The 25,147-nt window shown below is 42.6% G+C and carries 20 protein-coding genes; 15 read left to right on the top strand and 5 right to left on the bottom strand.

Annotated elements, in window-relative coordinates:
- Positions 1-1,069 precede the first annotated feature (1,069 nt).
- The 3 genes from LW728_RS07370 to LW728_RS07380 all read left to right on the top strand — a co-directional run bounded on the left by LW728_RS07370 (position 1,070) and on the right by LW728_RS07380 (position 7,719).
- Positions 1,070-2,995, top strand: coding sequence for a S8 family serine peptidase (locus LW728_RS07370; protein WP_287766033.1), 1,926 nt, complete (start codon positions 1,070-1,072; stop codon positions 2,993-2,995).
- Positions 2,996-3,262: 267 nt separating this feature from the next.
- Complete coding sequence (locus LW728_RS07375; protein WP_287766035.1) at positions 3,263-4,558, top strand: Glu/Leu/Phe/Val family dehydrogenase; 1,296 nt, start codon at positions 3,263-3,265, stop codon at positions 4,556-4,558.
- 428 nt (positions 4,559-4,986) lie between these two features.
- On the top strand, positions 4,987-7,719 hold the full coding sequence (locus tag LW728_RS07380) for a cation-transporting P-type ATPase (RefSeq protein WP_287766068.1): 2,733 nt from the start codon (positions 4,987-4,989) through the stop codon (positions 7,717-7,719).
- Between the two features lie 46 nt (positions 7,720-7,765).
- Here LW728_RS07380 and pyrC read toward each other — a convergent pair whose 3' ends face one another.
- Positions 7,766-8,797 carry a dihydroorotase gene (pyrC, locus tag LW728_RS07385; RefSeq protein WP_287766037.1) on the bottom strand — a complete coding sequence of 344 codons (1,032 nt, stop codon included), beginning with the start codon at positions 8,795-8,797 and terminating at the stop codon, positions 7,766-7,768.
- A gap of 583 nt (positions 8,798-9,380) precedes the next feature.
- On the opposite strand from pyrC, the gene LW728_RS07390 reads away from it, so the two are divergent.
- The 8 genes from LW728_RS07390 to psb34 all read left to right on the top strand — a co-directional run bounded on the left by LW728_RS07390 (position 9,381) and on the right by psb34 (position 17,591).
- Positions 9,381-9,890: a hypothetical protein gene (locus LW728_RS07390; RefSeq protein WP_002789175.1), complete on the top strand. Its 510-nt coding sequence runs from the start codon at positions 9,381-9,383 to the stop codon at positions 9,888-9,890.
- Between the two features lie 71 nt (positions 9,891-9,961).
- Positions 9,962-10,741: a photosystem II electron transport protein, Sll1252 family gene (locus LW728_RS07395; protein WP_287670458.1), complete on the top strand. Its 780-nt coding sequence runs from the start codon at positions 9,962-9,964 to the stop codon at positions 10,739-10,741.
- 44 nt (positions 10,742-10,785) lie between these two features.
- A complete protein-coding gene (locus LW728_RS07400; RefSeq protein WP_287766039.1) occupies positions 10,786-12,834 on the top strand; it encodes a DNA phosphorothioation-associated putative methyltransferase in 2,049 nt (682 codons plus the stop codon).
- A gap of 34 nt (positions 12,835-12,868) precedes the next feature.
- Positions 12,869-13,495 (top strand): Uma2 family endonuclease, encoded by a 627-nt coding sequence (locus LW728_RS07405; protein ID WP_287670462.1) that lies wholly within the window; start codon positions 12,869-12,871, stop codon positions 13,493-13,495.
- A gap of 16 nt (positions 13,496-13,511) precedes the next feature.
- The gene (locus LW728_RS07410) at positions 13,512-14,825 is read left to right on the top strand and encodes a dolichyl-phosphate-mannose--protein mannosyltransferase (RefSeq protein ID WP_287766041.1); all 1,314 of its coding nucleotides are present in this window, start codon (positions 13,512-13,514) and stop codon (positions 14,823-14,825) included.
- 60 nt (positions 14,826-14,885) lie between these two features.
- Positions 14,886-15,896 carry a tryptophan--tRNA ligase gene (gene trpS / locus LW728_RS07415; RefSeq protein WP_287670513.1) on the top strand — a complete coding sequence of 337 codons (1,011 nt, stop codon included), beginning with the start codon at positions 14,886-14,888 and terminating at the stop codon, positions 15,894-15,896.
- 236 nt (positions 15,897-16,132) lie between these two features.
- Positions 16,133-17,182 carry a DNA-methyltransferase gene (locus tag LW728_RS07420; RefSeq protein WP_002780337.1) on the top strand — a complete coding sequence of 350 codons (1,050 nt, stop codon included), beginning with the start codon at positions 16,133-16,135 and terminating at the stop codon, positions 17,180-17,182.
- Positions 17,183-17,411: 229 nt separating this feature from the next.
- Entirely contained in the window at positions 17,412-17,591 is a 180-nt protein-coding gene (gene psb34, locus LW728_RS07425; RefSeq protein ID WP_002732326.1) for a photosystem II assembly protein Psb34, read from the top strand.
- 74 nt (positions 17,592-17,665) lie between these two features.
- Here psb34 and LW728_RS07430 read toward each other — a convergent pair whose 3' ends face one another.
- Positions 17,666-18,448 carry a tetratricopeptide repeat protein gene (locus LW728_RS07430; RefSeq protein ID WP_002801164.1) on the bottom strand — a complete coding sequence of 261 codons (783 nt, stop codon included), beginning with the start codon at positions 18,446-18,448 and terminating at the stop codon, positions 17,666-17,668.
- 62 nt (positions 18,449-18,510) lie between these two features.
- Between LW728_RS07430 and psbP the strand changes: the two genes are divergently transcribed.
- The 4 genes from psbP (at position 18,511) to ureG (ending at position 21,152) form a co-directional block, all read left to right on the top strand.
- Entirely contained in the window at positions 18,511-19,059 is a 549-nt protein-coding gene (gene psbP, locus LW728_RS07435) for a photosystem II reaction center PsbP (protein ID WP_002801162.1), read from the top strand.
- A gap of 210 nt (positions 19,060-19,269) precedes the next feature.
- On the top strand, positions 19,270-19,662 hold the full coding sequence (locus LW728_RS07440) for a hypothetical protein (RefSeq protein ID WP_287766043.1): 393 nt from the start codon (positions 19,270-19,272) through the stop codon (positions 19,660-19,662).
- Positions 19,663-19,795: 133 nt separating this feature from the next.
- Positions 19,796-20,383, top strand: a complete 588-nt coding sequence (locus LW728_RS07445) for a Maf family protein (RefSeq protein WP_287766046.1) — start codon at positions 19,796-19,798, stop codon at positions 20,381-20,383.
- A 175-nt stretch (positions 20,384-20,558) separates the two neighbouring features.
- The gene (gene ureG / locus LW728_RS07450; protein ID WP_002792251.1) at positions 20,559-21,152 is read left to right on the top strand and encodes an urease accessory protein UreG; all 594 of its coding nucleotides are present in this window, start codon (positions 20,559-20,561) and stop codon (positions 21,150-21,152) included.
- A 9-nt stretch (positions 21,153-21,161) separates the two neighbouring features.
- Here the strand turns inward: ureG and LW728_RS07455 are convergent, their stop codons facing one another.
- From LW728_RS07455 to LW728_RS07465, 3 genes are all read right to left on the bottom strand, one after another.
- Complete coding sequence (locus tag LW728_RS07455; RefSeq protein WP_046662779.1) at positions 21,162-21,887, bottom strand: WecB/TagA/CpsF family glycosyltransferase; 726 nt, start codon at positions 21,885-21,887, stop codon at positions 21,162-21,164.
- 27 nt (positions 21,888-21,914) lie between these two features.
- Positions 21,915-23,315, bottom strand: coding sequence for an ABC transporter substrate-binding protein (locus LW728_RS07460; RefSeq protein WP_287670475.1), 1,401 nt, complete (start codon positions 23,313-23,315; stop codon positions 21,915-21,917).
- Positions 23,316-23,507: 192 nt separating this feature from the next.
- Positions 23,508-25,109 carry a B12-binding domain-containing radical SAM protein gene (locus LW728_RS07465; RefSeq protein ID WP_287766048.1) on the bottom strand — a complete coding sequence of 534 codons (1,602 nt, stop codon included), beginning with the start codon at positions 25,107-25,109 and terminating at the stop codon, positions 23,508-23,510.
- Positions 25,110-25,147: the final 38 nt, after the last annotated feature.

Genomic DNA, 25,147 nt, shown 5'->3' on the forward strand with positions numbered 1-25,147 from the left:
ACTAGGAAATTAATTTTGCACGACTACTTAATTTATAATTCATAATTTATAATTCATAATTTATAATTCATAATTTATAATCCCATCACCCCACTCCCGACTTTATAGTTCATAATTTAGGTTCTTCGTTACTTGGTATGGTTTGATCGGGGGGCATAAATCGACCAAATCCTTATCTGGCAAGAGACTTAATTGATTAGTTAGTTCTAGATCGAAAACAATTGACATAAATCTCCGAATGTCTTTCTATATAAGGTTTTCATCCCTTGTAACCCCATCCATCGCATAACACAAACCGAAGAACCATAAATTATAAACTATAATTTATAATTTATAATTTATAATTCATAATTTGTAATTCATACTTCCTCGAAAATGTCTTGACTATCGAACCCCATTCAAGGTATTCTCTGGAATAAGATCAGAGTGTGGTGGAATCCAGATTTGAATTGGCGTACAAACTCGGACAGTAATGCGCCAATTCAGATTTGAATGGCTCTCTTGGAGTTATGGTGATAAGCAAATCTTATCGAAGAAAGGGCGTATGCTATACGCCCCTACCAATCACATTACTCGCGGCGGTAGGGGCGCAATGCTTGCGCCCCTAATGTGACATGGTGAACATTTTTCACCCAATGTCCAAGAGAGCCATTTTAATTGGCCTACTCTTTTGGGGACTTACCCAAAAGCTGACAAATATTGTCTGTCTGATAATATCTTATTGATTGTTCTCTCAGCCATCTAACCACTAAAAAACGACCGGAACACCATGATAGATAACTTTGCCGCCAACGACCTCTATAACTGTATAGATAGTCTAGATTCCTCAGATTTTCAGAAATTCCTAGCGGGGAATAAGTCATCAATTCTTCCCACCATAGCCACTAAGTGCATAAGATTAGATCGCAGCCCCAGTATATATTCAGTCAAAGTTTTCACCTGACTTATATACTATACGACGGTAAAGGGAGGGCGCAGATCGAAATAACCCCCAACTCCCCAGAAATAAGTATCGACAGTTAGTAACCGACCCCTGACCCCACATCTGAAGCACTCAAGGAGAAAAAGTATGTTTGACCAAAATTTCAACCTATCAGACAGCAATGTTTTAGATAATATCTTCCAGTTACCAACCCTTGTGGTGGAATCAGGTTTAGGACGCTCCGACTTGATTACCCCTGTTGTCCCCAAAAGTCTCCAGGGCATGGATTCTGACTTTGTCAGCAATTCTGTGGAAGAATACCAGCTAGGACAAGAAAATCGCTGGCCATCATCCCAATCCCTTTCCTCTTGGCCTAACGGCGATGATTTTTTAACGGGTCAAAGTAATTTTGTGAGTTTTTCCAGTTCTGTTGACCTAGCCAGTAATACCCTCGCCACTGCCAGAGCGATTGCAGTCGGTTCCAGCACCAACAGTTACACCGATTCGGTAGGAAGCACCGATACCAACAATTACTATTGTTTTTCCCTCGCTAATTCTGGTAACTTTAATCTTGGTCTAACTGGAATGACCGCCGACGCGGACGTGCAACTGTTAAATAGTAGCGGTTCTGTCATTGCCAGTTCGCTTCGGGGTGGTAGCAACCCTGAGAGGATTACCCGTCAGTTGAGTGCAGGCACCTACTACATTCGTGTCTATTGCTATACTGGCAATACCAACTATAATCTCGCTGTTTCGGCCGCTCCTTTAGCTCCTGTTGACCTAGCTGGCAATACCCTCGCCACTGCCAGAGCGATTACAGTCGGTTCCAGCACCACCAGTTATACCGATTGGGTAGGAAGCACCGATACCAACGATTACTATCGTTTCACCCTCGCTAATTCTGGTAACTTTAATCTTGGTCTAACTGGAATGACCGCCGGCGCGGACGTGCAACTGTTAAATAGTAGCGGTTCTGTTATTGCCTCCTCTACTAACGGTGGTACGGCTTCTGAGAGCATTACCAGTCAGTTGAGTGCAGGCACCTACTACATTCGTGTCTATCCCTATACTGGCGATACCAACTATAATCTCGCTGTTTCGGCGACCACAGCCACAGTCACACCAGGATATAGTGCCATTTCAGGATACGGTTTAGTTAATGCCGCGAAAGCCGTCGCTGGAGCCTTGAATCAAACTCCTTTTGCCGATGTTCCCACTTTTGGTGGTGCTAATGACTGGGGGGTTAACTTAGTTAATGCTCCCGAGGCTTGGGCAAGCGGTTATACAGGACAGGGAATCGTCGTTGCTGTACTAGATACAGGAGTTGACCGCAATCATGCCGACTTAGCGGGCAATATTTGGACGAATGCGGGCGAAATTGCCAATGATGGCCTTGATAACGATGGCAACGGTTACGTTGATGACGTTTATGGCTGGAACTTTGCCAATGGCAATAATAACACTTTAGATGGCAACCGCCATGGTACTCATGTGGCGGGAACCATTGCTGCTGCTAATAATGGTTTCGGGGCCACTGGTGTGGCCTACAATTCCAGAATTATGCCGGTGAAAGTTTTGAGCGATTCCGGTAGTGGCAGCTATAGTGGCGTTGCCCAGGGAATTCGCTACGCTGTGGACAACGGTGCCGATGTGATTAATATGAGTTTGGGGGGTGGTAGCACTGACAGTGCAGTTCAATCGGCCCTCCAGTATGCCAGCAGTCGTGGTGTTATCGTGGTTATGGCCGCCGGTAATGCGGGGGCAGCTCAACCCGGTTATCCCGCTTCCAATGCCACCTCTTGGGGTCTTGCCGTAGGTGCCGTTAATAGTTCTAACCAGATGGCTTCCTTCTCCAATCGTGCTGGCTCCAATTCTTCGATGCGGTATGTCACCGCTCCAGGCGTACAAGTGTATTCTACTCTCCCTAATGGTGGCTATGGTTTCTTGAGTGGAACCTCCATGGCAGCACCCCATGTGGCCGGAGTGGTGGCCCTAATGTTGAGTGCCAATCCGAATCTGACCGATGCTCAAGTACGTCAAATTATTACGGACACAGCTGGTAATGTCGCCTAAAACTTGGCTGTTTTTCGGCCTCAGATTTCTTATCTTCAGGCATCAGCGAAAAGCTGATGCCTGATTCCTGTATCTCATTATCTAAATCACTCGTTAAGATTGCAGGGGAGTGCCGGAGCTGCGGAGCAGTGAGAGGCAGTTCGAGCATTTGTACTAAAATTTCCAATACTCGGCGATTCCCGCCCATGGTTAATTAAGAAAAATAAACTGTAGCCAAATATACTTTTTTTCCATGTTCTAATGGGGATAGATAGGGGGAAAAAAATCATGTCGAAATCACTCTTTACCGATGCCAGCAGTCGCCTAGAACGGGCCCTTAAGTATGTCTCCATTTCCGATGATGCGATCGAGCGGTTAAAATATCCCAAAGCTAGTCTCAGCGTCTCCATACCCGTCCGTATGGACAACGGCACTTTAAGAATCTTCCAAGGCTACCGCGTCCGCTACGATGACACCCGCGGCCCTGGCAAAGGAGGGGTGCGCTATCATCCCAACGTCAGCATTGATGAGGTGCAGTCCCTGGCCTTTTGGATGACCTTTAAATGCGCCCTGCTGGATTTGCCCTTTGGTGGGGCTAAGGGCGGCATTACCCTCAATCCGAAAGAATTGTCAAAAGCCGAGTTAGAACGCCTTAGCCGGGGCTATATCGAGGGTATAGCCGACTTTATTGGTCCCGATGTGGATATTCTTGCCCCCGATGTCTATACCAACGAGATGATCATGGGTTGGATGATGGACCAGTACAGCATCATTCAGCGTAAAATTAGTCCGGCGGTGGTGACGGGGAAACCTTTAACCATGGGAGGCAGTCGTGGTCGCGATACGGCGACGGGAACGGGTGCTTTTCATGTTATTCATTCTCTTTTGCCGAAATTAGACAAAAAACCCGCTAATACTACCGTAGCCGTCCAAGGATTCGGTAACGCTGGGGCCGTAGTAGCGGATCTCCTCGCCAAAGCCGGTTATCAAGTGGTGGCGGTAAGTGATTCCCAGGGCGGCATTTATCGGGAAAAAGGCCTAGATATTGCCAGCATTCGTGAGTATAAACAGGAACATCGCGGAATTACTGCTATTTACTGTGAGGGTACTGTGTGTAATATCGTAGAACACGAGGCGATTAGTAATGAAGAATTATTAGCCCTAGATGTAGATATTTTGATTCCAGCCGCCCTAGAAAACCAAATTACCGCCGAAAATGCCGATCGCGTGCGGGCAAAATATATCTTTGAAGTGGCCAATGGTCCGACTACCTCAGAAGCCGATCGCATTTTAGACTCAAAAGGGATTCTCGTTTTCCCCGATATTCTGGTTAACGCGGGTGGGGTAACGGTGAGTTATTTTGAATGGGTGCAAAATCGCAGCGGTCTTTATTGGCAATTAAACGAGATAAATGAGCGCTTAAAAGAAAGAATGGTGACAGAAGCGGAAAAAGTCTGGTCTTTCGCCCAGGAATTCGATATATCTCTGCGTACCGCCGCCTACGCCCACGCCATTGATCGTCTCGGAGAAGCCCTAGATGCCAAGGGAACCCGCGACTATTATCAAAATAAGACGGGAGCATAAAAGCTATTGTCTTTTTCAGGGCGTTAAGTGGGTTTGGCTCTAGGTTTTAAAAATCCCAGAGAAGCAGATTCCTAGCCAAAAATTAAGATTCTGGTCGGCTAAAAAGATCCTAGGCAACCCGATAAATCGACGTTGCCTAGCAGCCGCTTAGAATCCCTAGTCATTTACGCGGGGGAATGGTGTGCAGCAAGAGCAAGAACCTATCCGACTGATAGGATCAGAATATCCATCTGCTAAATAGGGCTTGCTGAATAAATCTAAAAACCTTGTTGGATAAGGCTTTTAGACTTTTTTGACCTCAAAAAGTGCCGACCATTGGAGGGATCGGGGGTAAAATTCAGGTACTTTTTCACACCCCACACCCCACACCCCACACCCTGCCCCCACCAACAAACTTTTTCAGCAGACCCTAAATATTGGAGAGCATGATGCCAGTTCAATTATCATTGCCCTTGTATCATCAACTTTCTCAACCAGAAGTGATTGAATGCTTGACCAGCGATGGGTCAGCGGGCTTATCAGCAGAAGAAGTGGCTAGTCGCTACGAAAAATATGGCCCGAATGAACTGCGATTTAAGCCTGGGAAACCAGCTTGGTTGAGGTTTTTGCAGCAATTTCATCAGCCGCTACTCTATATTCTCTTGCTTGCGGGTACTATTAAGGCATTTTTAGGGTCTTGGACGAATGCCTCGGTGATTTGGGGAGTTACCCTGATCAATGCCATTATTGGCTATGTGCAGGAAGCTAAGGCGGAAGGTGCGATCGCTTCCCTGGCCAAAGCCGTAACCACAGAAGCGACCGTGTTGCGAGAGGGACAAACCCTCCGGATTCCATCTCGGGATTTGGTGCCGGGAGATATCGTTTTATTGGCATCGGGGGATAAAGTGCCAGCGGACTTGAGGCTGCTGAAAGTCCGCAATTTGCAGGTGGATGAGTCTGCCCTGACCGGGGAATCCTTGCCCGGGTCAAAAGCGATCGAACCCTTACCCGGGGATACGCCCCTAGCAGAAAGGACAAACATGGCCTACGCAGGGAGTTTTGTTACCTTTGGACAGGGCAAAGGGATTGTTGTCTCTACGGCCAATGCCACCGAAGTGGGGCAGATTTCCCAGTCGATGGAAAGCCGAGTCAGCCTTAGCACACCCCTGACCCGTAAATTTGCCCAATTTAGCCGCACCCTACTCTACGCAATTTTGACCCTAGCAACCTTGACCTTTGCCATCGGGTTAGGACGGGGGAAATCTTGGATCGATATGTTTGAAGCTGCCGTTGCCCTCGCAGTGAGTGCGATTCCAGAAGGGCTGCCGGCAGTGGTAACGATTACCTTGGCCATTGGGGTCAACCGCATGGCCCGTCGTCATGCGATTATTCGTAAACTGCCCGCAGTGGAAGCATTGGGGAGTGCGACCGTCATTTGTTCTGACAAAACCGGAACCCTGACCGAAAATCAAATGACTGTACAGTCCATTTATACTGAAGGGCAATATTACGCCGTTAGTGGTGGTGGCTATAGTCCCAAGGGCGAAATTAGTCTGATTACCGATGGCAACCCTGGCAGCCCGTTTGCAGAGGAATTACCGCCGGCCCTGGGGGATTGTCTGGTAGCTGGTTTGCTTTGTAATGACTCCGGGCTAAAACAAACGGGAGAAGATTGGTCAGTGGTGGGGGATCCTACGGAAGGGGCGCTGATTGCGGCCGCTGCCAAAGCAGGTCTCAGTCAATTGGGGCTATTGTCTTCAACCCCACGATTGGATGCAATTCCCTTTGAATCTGAGTACCAATATATGGCAACCCTGCATGATGGCATACCTCGTCTGATCTATGTCAAGGGATCGGTTGAGTCGCTGATGCGTCGTTGTTCCCAGATGATCGATCGCTATGGTCAGATGACTGCGCTGAACGCCGAACAGATCGAGCAAGCGGTAGAAACGATGGCAGAGCAGGGTTTACGGGTGCTTGCCTTTGCCAAAAAAGCAGCCGCGACCCATCAGCATTCTATCGACCATGAGGATATCGAAACAGGCTTGGTGTTTCTAGGATTACAGGGCATGATTGACCCGCCTCGTCCAGAGGCGATCGCTGCCGTTCATGCCTGTCAAACTGCCGGGATTCGGGTCAAGATGATTACTGGTGATCATCTTGCCACGGCGCGGGCGATTGCGGAACGGATGGGCATTAAAACGGCAGCACAAGTCTTAGCATTTGAGGGAAAACAATTAGCGCAAATGGATGATCATCAACTGGCCCAAGCGGTGGTCGATGGATCGGTATTTGCCAGGGTTGCCCCTACCCAAAAACTGCAACTGGTGGAAGTACTCCAGTCTCAAGGAGAAATCGTGGCGATGACGGGCGATGGTGTCAATGATGCGCCGGCTCTCAAGCAGGCCGATATCGGCATTGCCATGGGGAAAGGGGGAACGGAAGTCGCCAGGGAATCTGCTGATATGCTCCTCACTGATGATAACTTTGCCTCGATCAAGGCCGCTGTCGAAGAAGGACGCACCGTTTATCAAAATTTACGCAAAGCGATATCTTTTCTCTTACCTGTCAATGGTGGCGAATCGATGACCATTCTGATCAGTACTTTACTGGCACGAGATTTACCGATTCTCTCCCTACAAGTACTCTGGTTGAACATGATCAACTCCGTCACGATGACTGTTCCCCTGGCCTTTGAAGCAAAATCCCCCGGCATTATGCAGTCACCACCACGCAATCCCAATGAACCTTTGATCACCAAAAAACTATTGCGCCGAATTTTGGCTGTTTCATTGTTTAACTGGATTCTGATTTTTGGTATGTTTGAGTGGGCTAAATCGACCACAGGAGATATTGCCGTTGCCCGCACAATGGCAATTCAATCCCTTGTGGCAGCACGGGTTATCTATCTGCTCAGTATCAGCCAATTAGGGATGAGCCTAGTTAACTACCTGCGTCGTCAGTCAACCTCGATTACTAATGCACCAATCCTAATTTTGGGGATTGTGGCTGCTGTTGCCCTACAAATTTTATTTAGTCAATGGGGGGTGATGAACAGTCTGTTTGCAACGGCGACCCTAACCGGTCATCAATGGCTAATCTGTTTGTTGCCGATGCCGCTCATGGTGTTTTGGGCAATTTTTGCCAATGTTATCGATCCTCCTCATTGTCATGGGAAATAACTAATCGTGAATTCTTGACCGCAACTATAAAAACTGGCGGTTTTTATTACCCCAACTGCCAGGTTATCTCTTCACCCGCTCGTAACGGCACCAGTCCAGATTCGGGAAATGGCAATTCATCGGGAATGCGCCAAGGGGTTTTGGTTAAGGTGATTTGTTCGGTATTCCGGGGGAGTTGATAAAAATCTGGCCCGTGGAAGCTGGCGAACCCTTCCAGTTGCTCAAGCGCATCGACACTCTCAAAGGCTTCTGCGTACAACTCTAGGGCGTGCAGGGCTGAATAACAACCCGCGCAGCCACAGGAACTTTCTTTGCTGTAGCGAGAATGGGGCGCACTATCGGTCCCTAGGAAAAACTTGGGATTGCCCGATGTTGCCGCTTGCAAAAGTGCCAAACGATGATCCTCTCGTTTCAAAATCGGCAGGCAATAAAAATGGGGACGAATGCCACCGGTAAAGAGAATGTTTCGGCTAAACAATAAATGTTGGGGCGTAATTGTGGCGGCGACGTTGTTGTTAGCTGATAGAACAAACTTAACCGCGTCGGCAGTGGTAATGTGTTCAAACACGACACGCAGTTTCGGAAATCTTGTTATCAGTGGGAGCAAGTGCTTCTCAATGAACACTTTCTCGCGATCGAACACATCAATATCACCATCGGTAACTTCTCCGTGCAGTAGTAGCGGCATATCTACCTGCTCCATGGCCGCAAAAACGCGATCGCACCTACGAATGTCCGTCACCCCCAAGTCGGAATTAGTTGTGGCACCGGCTGGGTAGTATTTCACCGCTTTGACAAACTGGGAGGCTTTCGCCGCCATGATTTCTTCGGGACTGGTATTATCGGTGAGATAGAGGGTCATCAGTGGCTCGAACTGTTGACCCTCTGGAACTGCTGCCAGAATGCGATCGCGGTAGGAGGCGGCATCAGCCACAGAGCGCACTGGGGGTTTTAAATTCGGCATGACAATGGCACGGGCAAACTGACGCACCGTATGGGGTAGAACCGCTTTCAGTGCCGCACCATCGCGGAGATGAAGGTGCCAGTCGTCGGGTCGAGTGATTGTGAGTCTTCGCATTTTTCCATCATACAACGGTTAGGAATCCCAGCGCCACAACTAAACACAAGAGAGAAGTCAATCTTCGGTCAGGGAATCAATTCCTTATTTCAGCAGTCAAGTCGATTTTAACTAATAAGCTGCCGCGCATCTAAATTGGTCTAGGTCGATAAGAGAAGGCTGGAACTGCGCTATTTATTTCTCTTTATTTATCATAAATTTAATTGGCGAACAAGTGAATTACTTAAGACTAGATATTATTACCAAAAATCTAATCTATTTTTTAGTTTTTGTGTCAGATGTAGCAGATAAAAACATTCAAATAATGACAGGAATCAGTCAAGCTTTATAGTATAATACCAATTGTGATAATTCTAAAAAACTTCTTGTTAACAATAACAATTAAACCATCTTTATTTATAGTAAATTAGTGCCAAAAATAACCAAGATAGAGCAATTTCTTGAATTGCCAATAATTCCACATTAATCAATCCTATCCAAGATTGACTAACGCATCCCCTTGAATATTTTCTCGATCGAGCAGCTTTTCAGTCCCCAAAATCCTTACAATAGGAGATGAAGATAGCCTTAAAAGTTGGAGAATATGAATTATCTCATTGCCGTGTTAGCTGATCGCATACAAGCAGAAGAAGCTTCCGTTGCCCTGGAAAAGGCGGGAATTCCCCAATCTCAAGTGACCATTCTCGGTCGCGGCTATAAAAGTGCCGATGAGTTCGGTTTGATCGATCCCTTTCAACAAGCCAAAAAACGGGCCACTCTCATGGCTTTTTGGCTAATTCCCTTCGGTTTTGCCGGTGGCTACCTTTTTAACCTGATTACGGGATTGCATACCTTTGATTGGGCCGGAGAACCGGGCAATCATATCGTCGGCGGTATTGCCGGGGCGATTGGGGGGGCGATGGGCAGTATTTTCGTCGGTGGTGGCGTGGGTTTATCGTCCGGCAGTGGCGATGCACTTCCCTATCGCAATCGTCTCGGTGCCGGAAAATATATTATTATCGTGCAGGGTTCGGAAAACCTAAAAAATCAAGCGACTCTTATCCTGCGTCAATTTAACCCCGAAAATCTGCAAGGATACGCCCTAGAACGGTGAACGGTTATCGGGAATAAGTTATGGTTCATCTGATTTTTTCCTAAGAATTTTTGATTAATTACCAGAAAACAATGTTACCAAGAGAAGAATTACTAAAGGGTGTCGAGAACCGCGAGGAAATAGCGAAAGTTATTGATAAAGCCGAACAAGCGATTAAGACTTGGGAAGTGACGGTGACAGACTTTCTTTCTCCCGCAGTTTTGGCGGAAGTAGAACGAGTTTTTCAGCGTTTAACCGATGTGTCAATGCAAAAATCGGGCGGTTATCCCCAAGCAGAAAGACAGCGCCTCGGTATTGCTAGAGTTGATTTACCTTTGGCAGAAACAGATATTCCCCTATCTGCCCTTGATATTGCCGGTAATTTTCTTTTTGATACCGCTAACCACCGGGATTTTTTAGGGGCAATGTTGGGGACAGGGATCGTCCGGGAAAAAGTCGGCGATATAATCGTTTTAGGTGAGCGAGGAGCGCAGGCGATTGTAGTGCCTGAATTGGCAGATTTTTTATGTGCTAATTTACTACAAGTGCGTTCGGTTCCCGTGAAAACTAGCCCGATTCCTTTGACGGAATTAAAAGTTAGACCCCCGCAAAAAAAAGAAATTAATACTGTGGAAGCTTCCTTACGTTTGGATGCGATTGCCTCGGCGGGTTTTGGCATTTCTCGCAGTAAAATGGCCGAGGCAATTAGTGCTGGGGATGTGCGAGTTAACTGGAAAGATATCAGTCAATCTAGTTATAACGTTAAAACCGGTGATTTGATTTCTTTTCGGGGAAAAGGTCGTTTAGAAGTGGGGGAGGTTACTGTGACAAAAAAAGAGCGCTATCGGGTTCATTTAACTAGATTTATTTAGTTTTTTTCTGTCTCTAGAATTTGTTATTAGACAGATTAATTGCCATGGCTGATAATTTCACCTTAATCGTGCAACTGTGTCAAGTTAGTCCCATCGGTAAACTATTACCGGGGGCGCTTTATGTTCATCGAGAAGCATTACATCAACTTGATCCTATTCTCCAGAATTACGAACAACAAGCAAGAATTAATCAGCATTTATCTGAGGCAACAATAATTAAATTTAGCACCGATAAACCGAAAATATCCTATCTTTTTTATCCCGATTTTGATCGGGAACCTCACCCAGTTTTAACTAAAAGTTTAGTGGTAGATTTGGGGACATTAATCTTAAGTGAATGGAATTATCAAAATGCTGATAATCCGCCAATTTTACACCGAAAAGAAACTTTTGTTACTAGGGACTATCCTCTTTATCAAGAATTCGAGCATCTCACAAAAATCGAGAGTGCTTTAGGACTTTTAAACAGTTCTTATCCCATCGGTACTAAACAGGAATGGCAACGGCTTTTAAGAAAGCATCACCTTGATTTTGCAGGAGATTATTTAGTTTGTAATTTAGAGGGACAAAGGGAAAAATCGATAATAATTGATCGCCACAAAGCCGCTCTTGTTCGCAAAACCCTTTCTCGTCCGACAAGATTAGCATTAGCGGCGGGATTATTTCTTCCTGAAACCACTTTTTTTGATTACGGTTGTGGTTATGGAGGTGATATAGAACGCATAGCTGAACAGGGTTATCAAAGTGAAGGCTGGGATCCTTATTATCGTCCCGATAGTCCTTTAATTGAATCTGATATTGTTAATTTAGGCTATGTAATTAATGTTATTGAATCCGCCGAAGAACGACAAGACGCTCTATTAAAAGCTTGGCAATTAACCCGTCAAGTTTTAATTGTTTCGGCACAAATTTTAATTGATGATAGTGAACGGGGTTTAATGGCTTATGAAGATGGAATTATAACTCGTCGCAATACCTTTCAAAAATACTATCAACAGGAAGAACTAAAACAGTATATTGATAGCAGTTTAGGAGTTGATTCTATTCCAATAACTTTGGGAATTTATCTAGTTTTTCGAGAGGAAGAAAAAGCGGAAACTTTTCGTTTATCGAGATGTCGTTCCCGCGCCACCACTCCTAAAATTAAAACCCATCTCAAACGCTTTGAAGATTACGAAGATTTATTGACTCCCCTAATGGAATTTTACACCCAGCAGGGACGTTTACCCGTCGCAGGAGAATTATTACAAGAGGAGGAAATTAAGGCAGAATTTGGAACTTTTAGACGAGCTTTTCAAGTGATTTTACAAGTAACAGAAGCGGAAGAATGGGAGATAATTGCCGATAAAAGACGCGCCGATCTTTTACTTTATTTAGCTTTAAGTCAATTTAGCCACTGTCCGAAAGTAAGGGAATTATCCCCCGCTACCCGTGCCGATTTTAAAGCTTTATTTGGCAGTTATCGCAATGCTTGCGCTTTAGCAGAAGAAGTGTTAATAAGTGCGGGAAATTTGCCAGCGATCGCTCGTACTTGTGAAAATAGTTCCTTAGGTAAACTTTCCCGTTATTCCCTAACTATTCATATTAGCGTTCTGGAAAAATTACCGATGTTATTACGCTTATATGAAGGTTGTGCTAGTCAAACTATCGGACGGTTAGAAAATGCTAACGTCATTCGTTTATCCTTTCGTCAACCCAAAATTTCCTATCTCTATTACCCCAATTTCGATACAGAAATTCATCCGATTTTAGCCACTAGCATGGATGTATATTTAGGTTCGGCTGATTTTAGTTTTCGCGATTATCGGGATAGTCCTAATCCGCCAATTCTACACGAAAAAGAGCTTTTAGTAATGGCGGATTATCCTAACTATGATAAATTGGTTCGCTTAACTCAATTAGAAAAGGATTGGGGATTGTTAGAGGATAGAAAAGCGATCGAACGTTTACAGGGTTGGCAAAAATGTTTAGAGGAGAATTGTGCTACAATCAAAGGCTATCAGATACTGTGGCGAAAAGATGCTGATCCCTATAAAGTGAGGATTTTACGCGCTAAAATTAACGCCAGAAGAAATCAAAATAAGTCTTCCTGAGTAATTAAGTAAGATAGATGAGGTAATTAATTTTATGATGACTACGATTCTGTTAAAAGGATTAGAAGATTTCGAGTTAAAAGCTAATGATCCTGAACAAAGAATGTTTATTTCTGGGGTTAATTGGCAACAGTACGAAACCCTCTTAAAACATTTAGAAGATAGTTCCAGTTATCGCATTACTTACTTAGATGGAATGGTAGAAATTATGGCTCCTAGTCGTCGTCACGAAGTTAGCAAAAAAAATATCGGTAGATTGGTAGAAGTTTATTTAGAATATGCTGAAATTGATTTCTGGGGATTAGGTTCCACCACTTTGCGAAAACAGGAAAAAGAAGCGGGAAAAGAACCAGATGAATGTTTTTGTTTATTTACAGAAAAAGAGTTTCCTGATTTGGCGATTGAAATCATCTTAACCAGTGGCAGCCTGAAAGTTTTAGAAGTTTATAAAAGATTGGGAACTCAAGAGGTTTGGTTTTGGCAAGATAATCAGTTAAAAATCTATTCTTTGCAAGAGAATGGCGAATATATTTTAATCCCTAAAAGTGCTTTATTACCAGATTTAAATTTAGAATTATTAGCCGAATATGTTAACCATCCTAATCCCCGTCTTGCCGTCAAAGAATTTCGCTCGCGTTTAACAGAAAATTCCCAGTTATAATAACTATTATTTTTCCATGAATTCTCAAGTAAAATTTAACCTATCTATCCTAGGGATATTTTTATTTTCTCTAGGAATAAGATTCTGGAATCTCAGTCAATTTAATACACTTGTTTTCGATGAAGTTTATTATGCTAAATACGGCAATGAATATCTAATCGGTAAAGATTTTTTCCAGTCTCATCCACCGTTAAGTCAATATTTAATTGCTATTAGTATCTGGATTGGTTCCCATTTTCCTGCCGATCCTGAAACCATTAATAATTTAACAGGTTCCCTGCGCTCAACTTTTAGTTATCGCTGGTTAAATGCTTTGACTGGTTCTTTTATTCCCCTAATTATTGGGGGAATTGCTTATCAATTAACCCAGAGAAAAACTGTATTTTTAATCACAACTTTTCTCGCTAGTTTAGACGGATTATTTCTGGTGGAATCCCGCTATGCTCTCAATAATATTTACTTAATTTTATTCGGTTTGTCTGGACAATTATTTTTTTTATTAGCACTCCAGAAAAATCAGAAACTCAATTGGCTATTATTATCAGGAGTTTCTTTCGGTTTAGCGGCAAATATTAAATGGAATGGCTTAGGATTTTTACTGGGAATATTTATTTTTATCGGTATTGCTTGGTTAATAAAATTATTGAATCAAGAGCAGTCAAAAGATAATCTTTGGACAAAGGCAACTAACCTGAGATTAGAGGACATTTTTATCGCCTTAATTGTCTTTCCCCTAGTTACCTATAGTTTGCTGTGGATACCGCATCTTCTCGTCAACCATCAATATAATTTTTGGCAAGTACATCAGGAAATTTGGTCATTTCATCAGAGAATAAAAGGTAATCAATCTGATGTCCATCCCTATTGTTCTCCCTGGTATAGTTGGTTAGTAATGGGGCGACCTGTGGCTTATTATTTTGAGAGATTAGGTGATAAAATTTATGATGTTCACGCTATGGGAAATCCGTTTTTATGGTGGTTTTCTACGGGAGCGATTCTAGTGGTTTTTAGTCGATTATTTAACCGAAAAGAGCGGGTAATTTCCGCCTATCTTATCTGTAACTATATTGCCAATCTGCTGCCCTGGTTAAAAATTAGTCGCTGTACCTTTCTCTATCATTATATGGCTGCCTATAGCTTCACTTGGATTGCTCTAGCTTGGCTCTTAGCCGATGGGTTAGAAAGTTCCAGTCCTATTTATAAAAATGGCTCGCGCTCGCTGATAATTTTGATAATTTTTGCTTTTATCCATTGGCTACCAATTTATTTAGGCATTCCCCTGTCAGTGCGGGATTATTATCTGAGAATGATTTTTCCCAATTGGATTTAGGATGAAATTAGCGGCAAAAACTGATACAATAAAATCATGAAAAAAGCGATCGCAGGAGTTATGGGTAAACAAAGAATCTTATCTGGTGTGCAACCAACCGGCAATTTACATTTAGGCAATTATCTCGGTGCGATCCGCAATTGGGTGGAGGGACAAAAAGACTACGATAATTTCTTTTGTGTGGTCGATTTACACGCGATCACCGTTCCCCATAATCCTGCCACTCTTGCGGAGGATACTTTAGCAATTGCCGCTTTATATTTAGCCTGCGGAATTGATTTAGAATATGCGACTATCTTTGTCCAATCCCACGTTAAGGCCCATACGGAATTAACTTGGTTATTGAATTGTATCACCCCTTTAAATTGGTTAACCGATATGATTCAATTTAAGGAAAAAGCGATTAAACAGGGGGAAAATGTTGGCACAGGTTTACTCGATTATCCCGTACTGATGGCCGCCGATATCCTACTCTACGATGCCGATAAAGTACCCGTGGGAGAAGATCAAAAACAACATTTAGAATTAACCCGCGATATAGCCGTTAGAATTAATCATCTTTTTGGACAACCGAAACAACCAATTTTAAAACTTCCTGATCCGATGATCCGCAAGGAAGGAGCGCGGGTGATGAGCTTAACCGATGGCCGGAATAAAATGTCTAAATCCGATCCTTCCGAGATGAGTCGGATTAATATTCTCGATAGTCCCGATGTCATTGCCAAGAAAATTAAACGCTGTAAAACCGATCTAGTTAAGGGTTTAAGTTTCGATGATCCGGAGCGTCCCGAATGCCATAATTTACTAACTCTCTATAGCATTTTATCGGGAAAAAGTCAAGAGGTGGTCGCATCAGAATGTGCCGATTTAGGTTGGGGACAATTTAAACCGATGTTAACAGAAGTTACCATAGAATCTCTGAAACCTATTCAGGAAAAATACGCCCAAATTAGAGAGGATAAAGATTATTTAGCCACGGTTTTACGACAAGGTCGTCTCAAAGCAGAAGCGGTGGCCAATCAAACTCTCGATCGAGTCAAAAATGCCATGGGTTATTTACCACCATTTTAGGGATAATTTTCGGGTGCATCTGATAATTATCAATCTACTCAGTTGAGATTTTTCAAGGAAAACTCGCTGCTTTATCAGTCAATCTTTAACTCTTGGTGGGGTTTTACCCCCCCCATCCAGGGTAAGGGAAGGAGAATGATTACAAAAGTTATTAAATTAAGCACAACTCCAGTGATATTTTGGTAAAATAAGGGCATAATTAAAACTATCAAAATACTTACCTGTCCTTTGAGATTATGGTTGTAGAGTCCCAGCGGAAACAAAAAAAACTATCGTCTAGGGAAGATGAGTCTCGTCCAATTGCCAGCAAGGAACAAAACTCTTATCTAGCAGAGGGAATTGTTGATCATCAATCAACTCAGATTGCTCCTTCCTCCTTACTACAGCCATTTTCTCCAGAGTTAGAAAAAGATAGAGCCAACAAATTTAATTTTCTTAAAGAAATTCTGGTTAGTCATCTTGGTCAACCTTTTTACTCGGACAATGGCTTTATTCTTTATCAAGGAGATGCCACAAACTTTTTGTCTAAACTATCTCATAGTGACATAAAAATTGACCTCACTGTTACATCACCACCTTATAATATTGGCAAAGAATATGAACGAGTTCTTTCAATCAATGACTATGTTGATTGGTGTGCTAATTGGCTGCGGCAAATTTATCAGATTACTCAAGATAACGGTGCTTTGTGGCTAAATGTTGGTTATTTAGAAGTGCCAGAAAAGGGATTATGTGTTCCGATTCCCTATCTTCTTTGGGATAAGTCTCCCTTTTATCTTTTACAAGAAATTGTCTGGAAATATGGGGCTGGTGTTTCTACAAAAAATCGTCTTAGTCCTCGCAATGAAAAATGGCTTTTTTATCTCAAAAATTGCCAAGAATATACTTTTAACTTAGATAATATTCGTGACCCTAACGTTAAGTATCCCAATCAAAAGAAAAATGGTAAATATCGTTGTAATCCCCTCGGTAAAAATCCTTCTGATGTGTGGGAAGTTCCTAAAGTCACTACAGGAGAAAAGCGCAGTTCTAAGGAAAGAACCGGACATCCCGCACAATTTCCTTTAGCAATTGTCGAGAGAATTATACAAGCTTCATCTAATCCGGTAGAAATAATTCTTGATCCCTTTGCTGGTTCTTGTTCTACAGGAATAGCGGCCTTGGGATTAGGAAGAATTTTTGTGGGTTTTGAAATTCGACCAGACTATTGCGAGATAGCTGCAGAGAGATTTAAAAGATTTAAAAAAGAAAGAAGCAATACTTATATTCAAGGCTCATTATTATAGTATTAAAAACGGATTTAGTATGATTAGCCTTTTTTAACTTGTTTTCGCAGTTTCAATCCTTGAAATTGCGATCGCAAATAAAAGTAGCAGAGTCCGGCAGTTACCCCAAGACTAAGAATTGTTATCCCCGTGGGAATTTCCCACATCCCCGACTCGGTTACTAATATGTTGTACTATTGTAATAAGAGGATTTTTTTCCTGAAAAATTGTCATATTCGAGGTTTTGATTATGCCTTATACAAACGAAGAAGGTGGACGCTTAAATAATTTCGCCGCCGAACCGAAAGTTTATCAAGCGGATCCCCCGACTAAATCGCAACAACGTAATTATCTTTTCTGGGGTGTTGCTGCGATCACACTTGTGGGTGGACTGTTAGCCGTCGCTTTTTACGCATCCCAAGCTGGCTAAAATTTAGTCCCTCGTAGTTGCGATTTAGCCTCTTTCACTCCTATTTAGTGCTAATATCACAACTACTCCCTATTTTAAGGCTTTTGACCCTGAATTAATGCCACTGCTGACTGAGACTTAGCCGCAGTCCCCTGTTTACCCTGAGATAACGCCAGACGAGCCGCCGCCTCTAAATCAGCGATCGCTTTTTCCCTGTTTCCCAATTTATAATGGGTTAAACCCCTGTTGTGGTACGCTTCGGCAAAATTAGCATTGATTTTCAGACTCTCATCATAGTCCCTTAAAGCCATTTCCTGTTGTCCGGCTCGGTTATAGGCTAGAGCGCGATTATATAAAATGCGATCCTGTCCTCTGGTTCCCTGTAAACTCAAAGCTTTTGTGTAATCCTCGATCGCTTCTGGGTGTCTACCTAAGTCATCCTTAGCATTACCGCGATAAATAAAGAAATCAGCAAAATTTCCGTTTAAAGCGATCGCTTTTGTGCAATCTTCCACCGCTGCCTCGTATTTTTTCGTCAGATAATAGGCATAACAACGATTACCGAGAGCATTAACATAATTAGAGTTGATTGTCAAGGCCTGGGTATAATCTGCGATCGCTCGCTCGTACTGGCCGAGAACTAATTCCGCGTAGCCGCGATTATAATAAGCATCGGCATCCTTCGGTTCTAATTGTAGAGCTTGAGTAAAATCTGCGATCGCCCCTGAGTAATCCCCTGCGGTTAAACGATCCACCCCCCGATTATAAAATTCTACAGCCTTGACGGGGTTAGCGGTAGTTTGAGCGCTTAGGGGAGAGATAGTCAGTAAAAAAGTCGCTATAGCCATAATAATTGTCAATTTTTTCTTAATTTTCATAATCCGTTCACCTAAACAATTCAAGGTAAAATTAAACAGCCCTACTCACAGGTCAAAATATCATGATTAAATCTCTTTTGGCGACTTTCCTCCTAATCACCACCCTCCTCTTCACCGGTTGTACAACTCCCATCGCTGGACTGCAAGGATACACCAGTGGCAGCCAAGGCTATCAATTTTTATATCCTAAGGGTTGGACGCAGGTGGATGTGAAAAAAGTTGCGGGAGTAGATGTGGTTTTTCATGACCTGATCGAAACGAGTGAAAATTTAAGCGTTATTATCAACCCCGTCCCCGACAATAAAACCTTAACAGATTTAGGGACACCCTCGGAAGTTGGCTATCGTCTCCTGAAAAATAATAGTCTTAACCCCAATCTCGATAAGGAAGTAGAATTAATTCGCTCAGAATCCCATCAAATCGACGGACAAGATTATTATATCCTCGAATATCAAGTTAAATTAGCCAACGGCCAAGAACGTCATAATCTTGCCAGCGTCACGGTTAATAATAATAAACTCTATTCTTTTAATCTTTCCACTTCCCAAAAACGTTGGACGCAAATTCAAGAACTCTTTGAAACTATCGTTGATTCTTTCTCGGTTAGTTAGGGAAACTGGCAACAGGCAATAGTAAAATGTAGGGTGCGTTAGTCGTAACGCACCACTTATGATCAACTAGGTAGCCAGTTACAATTAAAGATAACATACTTACTTAATCAGTAAACAGTGAAAAGACAGTAGGAAACTTCTATTTAATACTGTCACTTAAAACTCAAATCTAATAACTGATAACTGATAACTGATAACTGATAACTGAATATGAGTAACTCGGAAGAAAATAGACTAGATAGACTCGAATCTCTTGCTGAAAATACCCTAACAGAACTACGCGAGATTAAATCAGGATTACAGGAGATTAGATTAGGACTACAGGAAACCAATCAGGGATTAAAAGAAACTACAGCGATCGCTAATTCTAACGCCAAATCGATCGAAGCGTTAACTAATAGTCTTGCTCAGTCTAAAAAAGAATGGGAAAAAGACAGACAGGGACTTGATCAACTGCTAGGACAATTAACTCGATCGAGGTCAGATTTTTATGAGGTTCAGTCAGATTTTTACAATCGATTTGACAAAATTGAAGAAAGAAAATCACGCATGGTTGAGATTTTAGATCGTTATTTACCCCCCGAAAATCCTGCCAATTCCTAGCAGAAATAGCTAAAAAACTGATAACTGATGGTGGGTTACGGCAAATAGATAAATTGATAATTAAGTCTAATAATTTGTCATTGCCTAACCCACCCTACCTAACTATCTCCTATCTCTTTTGACTGAAAAAACTATGTCTATTCCCTTGATTCTTGCTTCCGCTTCTCCTGCGCGTAAAAAACTATTACAAATGGTAGGAATCGATCCAATTGTGCGAGTGAGTAACTTTGATGAATCGACAATTAATGCTGATGATACTCTCCATCTTGTCCAAACTTTAGCCCAATGTAAAGCGCAAACGATCGCCCCCCAATTTGATTTAGGATTAATTCTTGGTTGCGATTCCGTCTTAGAAGTAGCGGGGGAAGTCTATGGCAAACCCAAGGATAAATCAGAAGCGATCAAGCGTTGGCAAAAAATGCGTGGTCAGGTGGGTACACTCTATACAGGTCATGCTTTAATCGATCGAGTTAATCATCAAACCTTGACTCGTTGTGGGATTACTAAAGTTCACTTTGCCAATATCAGCGATCAAACAATTATTGCCTACGTTAACACCGAAGAACCCCTCAAATGTGCCGGCTGTTTTGCCCTAGAAGGAAAGGGGGGTTTATTCGTAGAAAGATTGGAGGGATGTCACAGTAATGTTATCGGTTTAAGTTTACCCCTATTTAGGCAGATGTTAACGGATTTTGGCTACCAAATCACTGACTTTTGGTGATCTTTTGGCTGATAATTTCACCAAATTTATTGACAAAAGGGCTTGACAAATTCTCAGATTTGTGTTAACCTTTTATTATAATGGGAATCCGTGTCGCCCTGCGAACCCCTCTTTTTTCTATCGGATAGCCCCAAAATTTTTAACCCTTTCCTTTTCACTTTTTCCCGAAAAAACTATGTCTTGCTTGCGCGTGGGAATTGCCGGTCCGGTGGGTTCAGGAAAAACAGCCCTTCTCGATGCTCTGTGTAAAAATTTGCGGGATCAATATCCGATCGCCGTAGTCACCAATGACATTTATACTCAAGAAGATGCCCAATTTTTAGTGAGATCACAAGCTTTAGCCCCGGAAAGAATTTTAGGAGTAGAAACGGGAGGATGTCCCCATACAGCTATTCGCGAGGATGCCTCAATTAACTTAGTTGCCATTGAACAGTTAGAGAGAAAATTTGCTAACTTAAAGTTAATTTTTCTGGAAAGTGGTGGGGACAATTTAGCGGCAACCTTTAGCCCCGAATTAGTAGATTTAACCATCTATGTGATTGACGTGGCAGCCGGAGATAAAATTCCTCGCAAGGGGGGACCGGGTATCACCAAATCGGATTTATTGGTAATTAATAAAATAGATTTAGCCCCGATGGTGGGGGCAGATTTAGGAGTGATGGATAGAGATGCCAAAAAGATGCGCGGGGATAAACCCTTTATCTTCACCAACTTGAAAACACGGGAAGGATTAGAGCGAGTGATTGCCTTTATCGAAAAGAATTTATAATAACTATTACTAGGAATAAAAAAGAGAGCGCCAGAAAAATTTAGGTAAAGCTAACATTCTTTTCCAGCGCCAAGGTTCCTGATATAGTCGATACAACCACTCTAAATTATTGTCACAGAAAAAGCGAGGGGCGCGGATTTTTATCCCGGACCAGATATCAAAACTACCCCCCACACCTACCCAGATAGCTTGGGGACAGAGATGGCGATGTTCCCTAATCCAATATTCTTGTCGGGGTACTCCCAAACCAACTAAAATTAACCGCGGTTGTTGATCTTTTAACACCTCGATCCAATCGGACATTTCCTCGGAAGATAGATAACCGTGGTTAGCCAGAATACGGATATTAGGTATCTTTTTTTGCCAATTACTTGCCGCTTTTTCCGTAATCCCCGGTTTACCACCAAAAAAAGCAATAGGAGAACTTTCTCCCTGCATTCCTAACTCAGTAATTAAGGATTCTGATAATTCAATACCGGGGCAGCGGGTTTGTTTTCTGCCCCTTAATTTTAAGTAAATGACAATCCCCGCACCGTCGGGAATAACTAAATCTGCTTCCCGAATAACTTGGGCTACTTTAGCATCATTTTCCCCTAACATTGCCATTTCTGCATTAAGAGTGACAACGTGGGAACCAAAACCTTGATAGAGGCGATCGATTAACCAACGACTGTAGTTATCGAGAAGATGAACTGGTAAACCGAGAACTGAATATTTAGGGGGAGTTTCTAACATATAATTCATCTTGATTTAGTTGTCATTTTATCGAGAAATTGGCACAAAATCTACCCCAAAACTAGAACGAGAACCGGGTTTAACTACCACTAATTGCACGGATTGATTGCGATCGCCAGACGGTAAAAATCGCACTGGATTAGTCGCCCCTGGAACAGAAAAATCACTGCTTCTTAACGCCTGTTGAACTCCCTCGCGGCTAGATTCTCCCTTAATTCCAGCGATTAAAGCCTGGGTAGCGTCATAGGCGGTGGCAGTGCGCCAATTTACGTCTCCTTGCCACAATTGGCGGGAATTATTCACAAAAGGACTGTTCGGATTAGCCGCCAAATGCCAAGCGACAGCGACAATCATGCCCAGGGCATTTTTTCCGCCTACATCCAGAGTTTTGGGGCTATAAACGTCATCACCCGCCACAATCGGTAATTTTTGACCATTGATCTGAACCACCTGCAAAGCCTTATCTAGGGTTCCACTATCCCCAAGAAGGGCGATTAGATTTGCTCCCTCCTGTTGAGCTTGTTGGAGGCTTTTAGAAGGGGTAAAAGTGAGGGAAGATAGATCAAATTCACTCACCACTTGACCTCCTCCTAATCCTAAAGCGGTGATAAATTCAGATTTTAGGGATTGACTATAATTACTTTGGGAGTTAAAAAATACCACTGCCTTGACGTTAGGATTTTTTTGCAAGCTAGATTCGGCTAATGCCCGTGCCGCCACAAAATCACTGGGAACAGAACGAAAGATATAGTCACCAAAATTGGAGAGTTTAACTGAGGTACTGATGGGGGAAATCATTACTAATCCTGCTTTTTGATAGATAGCAGCCGCAGCTAAAGAGGTGTCACTGCTAGTGTGTCCTACTACTCCTAAAATGCTGTTATCAGCCGTTAATTTTTGGGCAATTTGAGCGGCAATTTCGGGATTATCAGCATCATCAGCAATGAGAACTTTTAAAGGAGTGCCATTAATTCCTCCGGTTTGATTGATTTGATTTTGAGATTGGGCAACTCCTCGTAAAACTTCTAGGGCGGTGTTGACATTGCTCCCAATTGGCACGGAAACGGCGATAGTATAGGACTTAGCTTCACCAATACGGGCGTTATTTAAGTAGATGAGAGCTTCGGGATCATTTCGATTAGTTTGTAGGGATTTTTCTAGGAGGTAAACTGCTTGCTGAAAGTCTCCTTTTCCGAGTGCCTGTATGGCGGCTTGTTTGTCAGAAGAAGCCCCTTCAACTATTAATAATTTTTCCCCTTGACTAAATCTTGCTTGTGCCGATACCGATTTTTGCCCCAGTTCAGGAAGATTGGTTGGGTTATCTTTTCCTTGAAAACGATTGTATAACCACCAACCACCTGCCCCAAAAAATATTAGGGTAATCAGCAGGGCTAAAAGGAGGGTAACGGTCTCATTTTTCTGGCTCATGGGCTGATCAACTAAGATTAAATTAATGGTTTAATCGAGATTTATGTTAATAAAAGTAACATTTTTGGTTTTTTAATAGGGCCAATCCAAGTCTGAATGGCAACAATATCCGATCTACCTTGATAGAATACCTCATTTGGGGTCTGATAGTCAAGATATTGTTTAAATGCGTCTTAGCTTATTAGCGATACTTTACCTTTTTCTTTGGGAATCTTCTAAATGTTTTATTAAAACATTGGAGGATAAAGGACCGTGTAAATGACTCCAGGGTAAAACCTGTTCTAAACGCCATTGTTGATGAACATAATAATCTAGAGGGGGAATTTTTCCTTTTAGTTCCTTAAAAGCCCGTTTATAACTGCCTAAAGAATCACCGTAGCCACGGGTTAATTCTAACAGGGAAGTTAAGCGGCGATCTCCTCTAGATAATAGGGCTTGAATCACCGACCAATTATAACTTTCTGGACGAAATTCTATGCCCTGTTTACCTAATTGTTTCTCTAGATATTTTAATCTTTTTTCGGCCATTTTATTAACTCCAAACCACTGAAAAGGAGTATGAGATTTAGGCACAAAGGTGCTGCAACCGAAAGAGATTCGCAGTCCAGAGGCAGCTTTTTTTAAGGCTATTAACATTTCCACAGTTGCCCCAATATCTTCGGTTTCTTCTCCCGGTATTCCCACCATACCATAGAGTTTTATCCCTTTTAAACCGCCCGCTTTAGCATTAATGGCAGCCTGGATAATTTCATCATTGGCTAACTTTTTGTTGATAATTTCCCGCAAGCGATCGGAACCACTTTCTACAGCAATAGTAATTGATTTGCTGTCTCTTAGGGATAAAATTCTGGCTAATTTTTCCGTGACAGTATTAGTTCTAACTGAAGCGATCGAGAGTCTAACTCCCTCAAATTTTGGTTGAAAAAGATAATCAAGTAAGGTTTCAAATTCAGGATGTTGGCTGACGGAAGCACCTAATAAACCCAAGCGATCGGTCACTTTTAAACCTTTTTCAATGGCGGGAATCAGGGATTCTAAACTAGCAGTACGAAAGGGTAAAGTTAGATAACTAGCTAAACAAAAACGGCACATTTCTGGACAACTTCGCACCACCTCTACCATATAAATATTCTCCCATGCCGCTTGTTTTGTCACCACCGTAGAAGCAGAAAGGGTATTACTGCGATAGGTTTGTTTACTAACAAAGGCGGGAACATTATTATCTATGGGTAGAATTGCCGTAATTTCGCCATCAGGACTATCATAATTAACGGTGTATAAACTAGGAACATACACCCCCGGAACCTGTGCTAAATGACGGAGTTTTGTCGGGCGAGCGGCGTTTCTAACCTCTTGATAGGCATTAATAAAATCAGCAATTAAATTTTCACCATCTCCCAATAAAATTACATCAAAAAAAGCGGCAAAAGGTTCGGGATTAGCAGTTAAAACCGGTCCACCTCCAAAAATTATCGCTTGCTGATCTTGCCGTTGATGACTGTGGCAAGGAATGTCTAAAGATTCTAACAGCGAGAGGATATTAACATAGTCCAATTCCCAGGAAAAGGAAAAGCCGACTAATTCGGGATAACGGGGTAAAGATTCTTGAAAATCCGTAAATAAACGACTAACTTGTATATCCGATCGCAGGGCTAAAGTTGCCCAAACAATTTGATAACCTAAACTGGTTATACCCACAGAATACTGATTAGGAAAGGCAAAAATGGTTCTAAGGGCATCACTGTGGGGTATTGCGGGAGTAAAGAGTAGTTTTTCGTCTTGTAAGATGGTCATTTCAGTTATCAGTTATCAGTTATCAGTTATCAGTGACT

This window comes from Microcystis sp. 49638_E5 (assembly GCF_021300285.1).
In the GTDB taxonomy this organism is placed as follows: domain Bacteria; phylum Cyanobacteriota; class Cyanobacteriia; order Cyanobacteriales; family Microcystaceae; genus Microcystis; species Microcystis aeruginosa_C.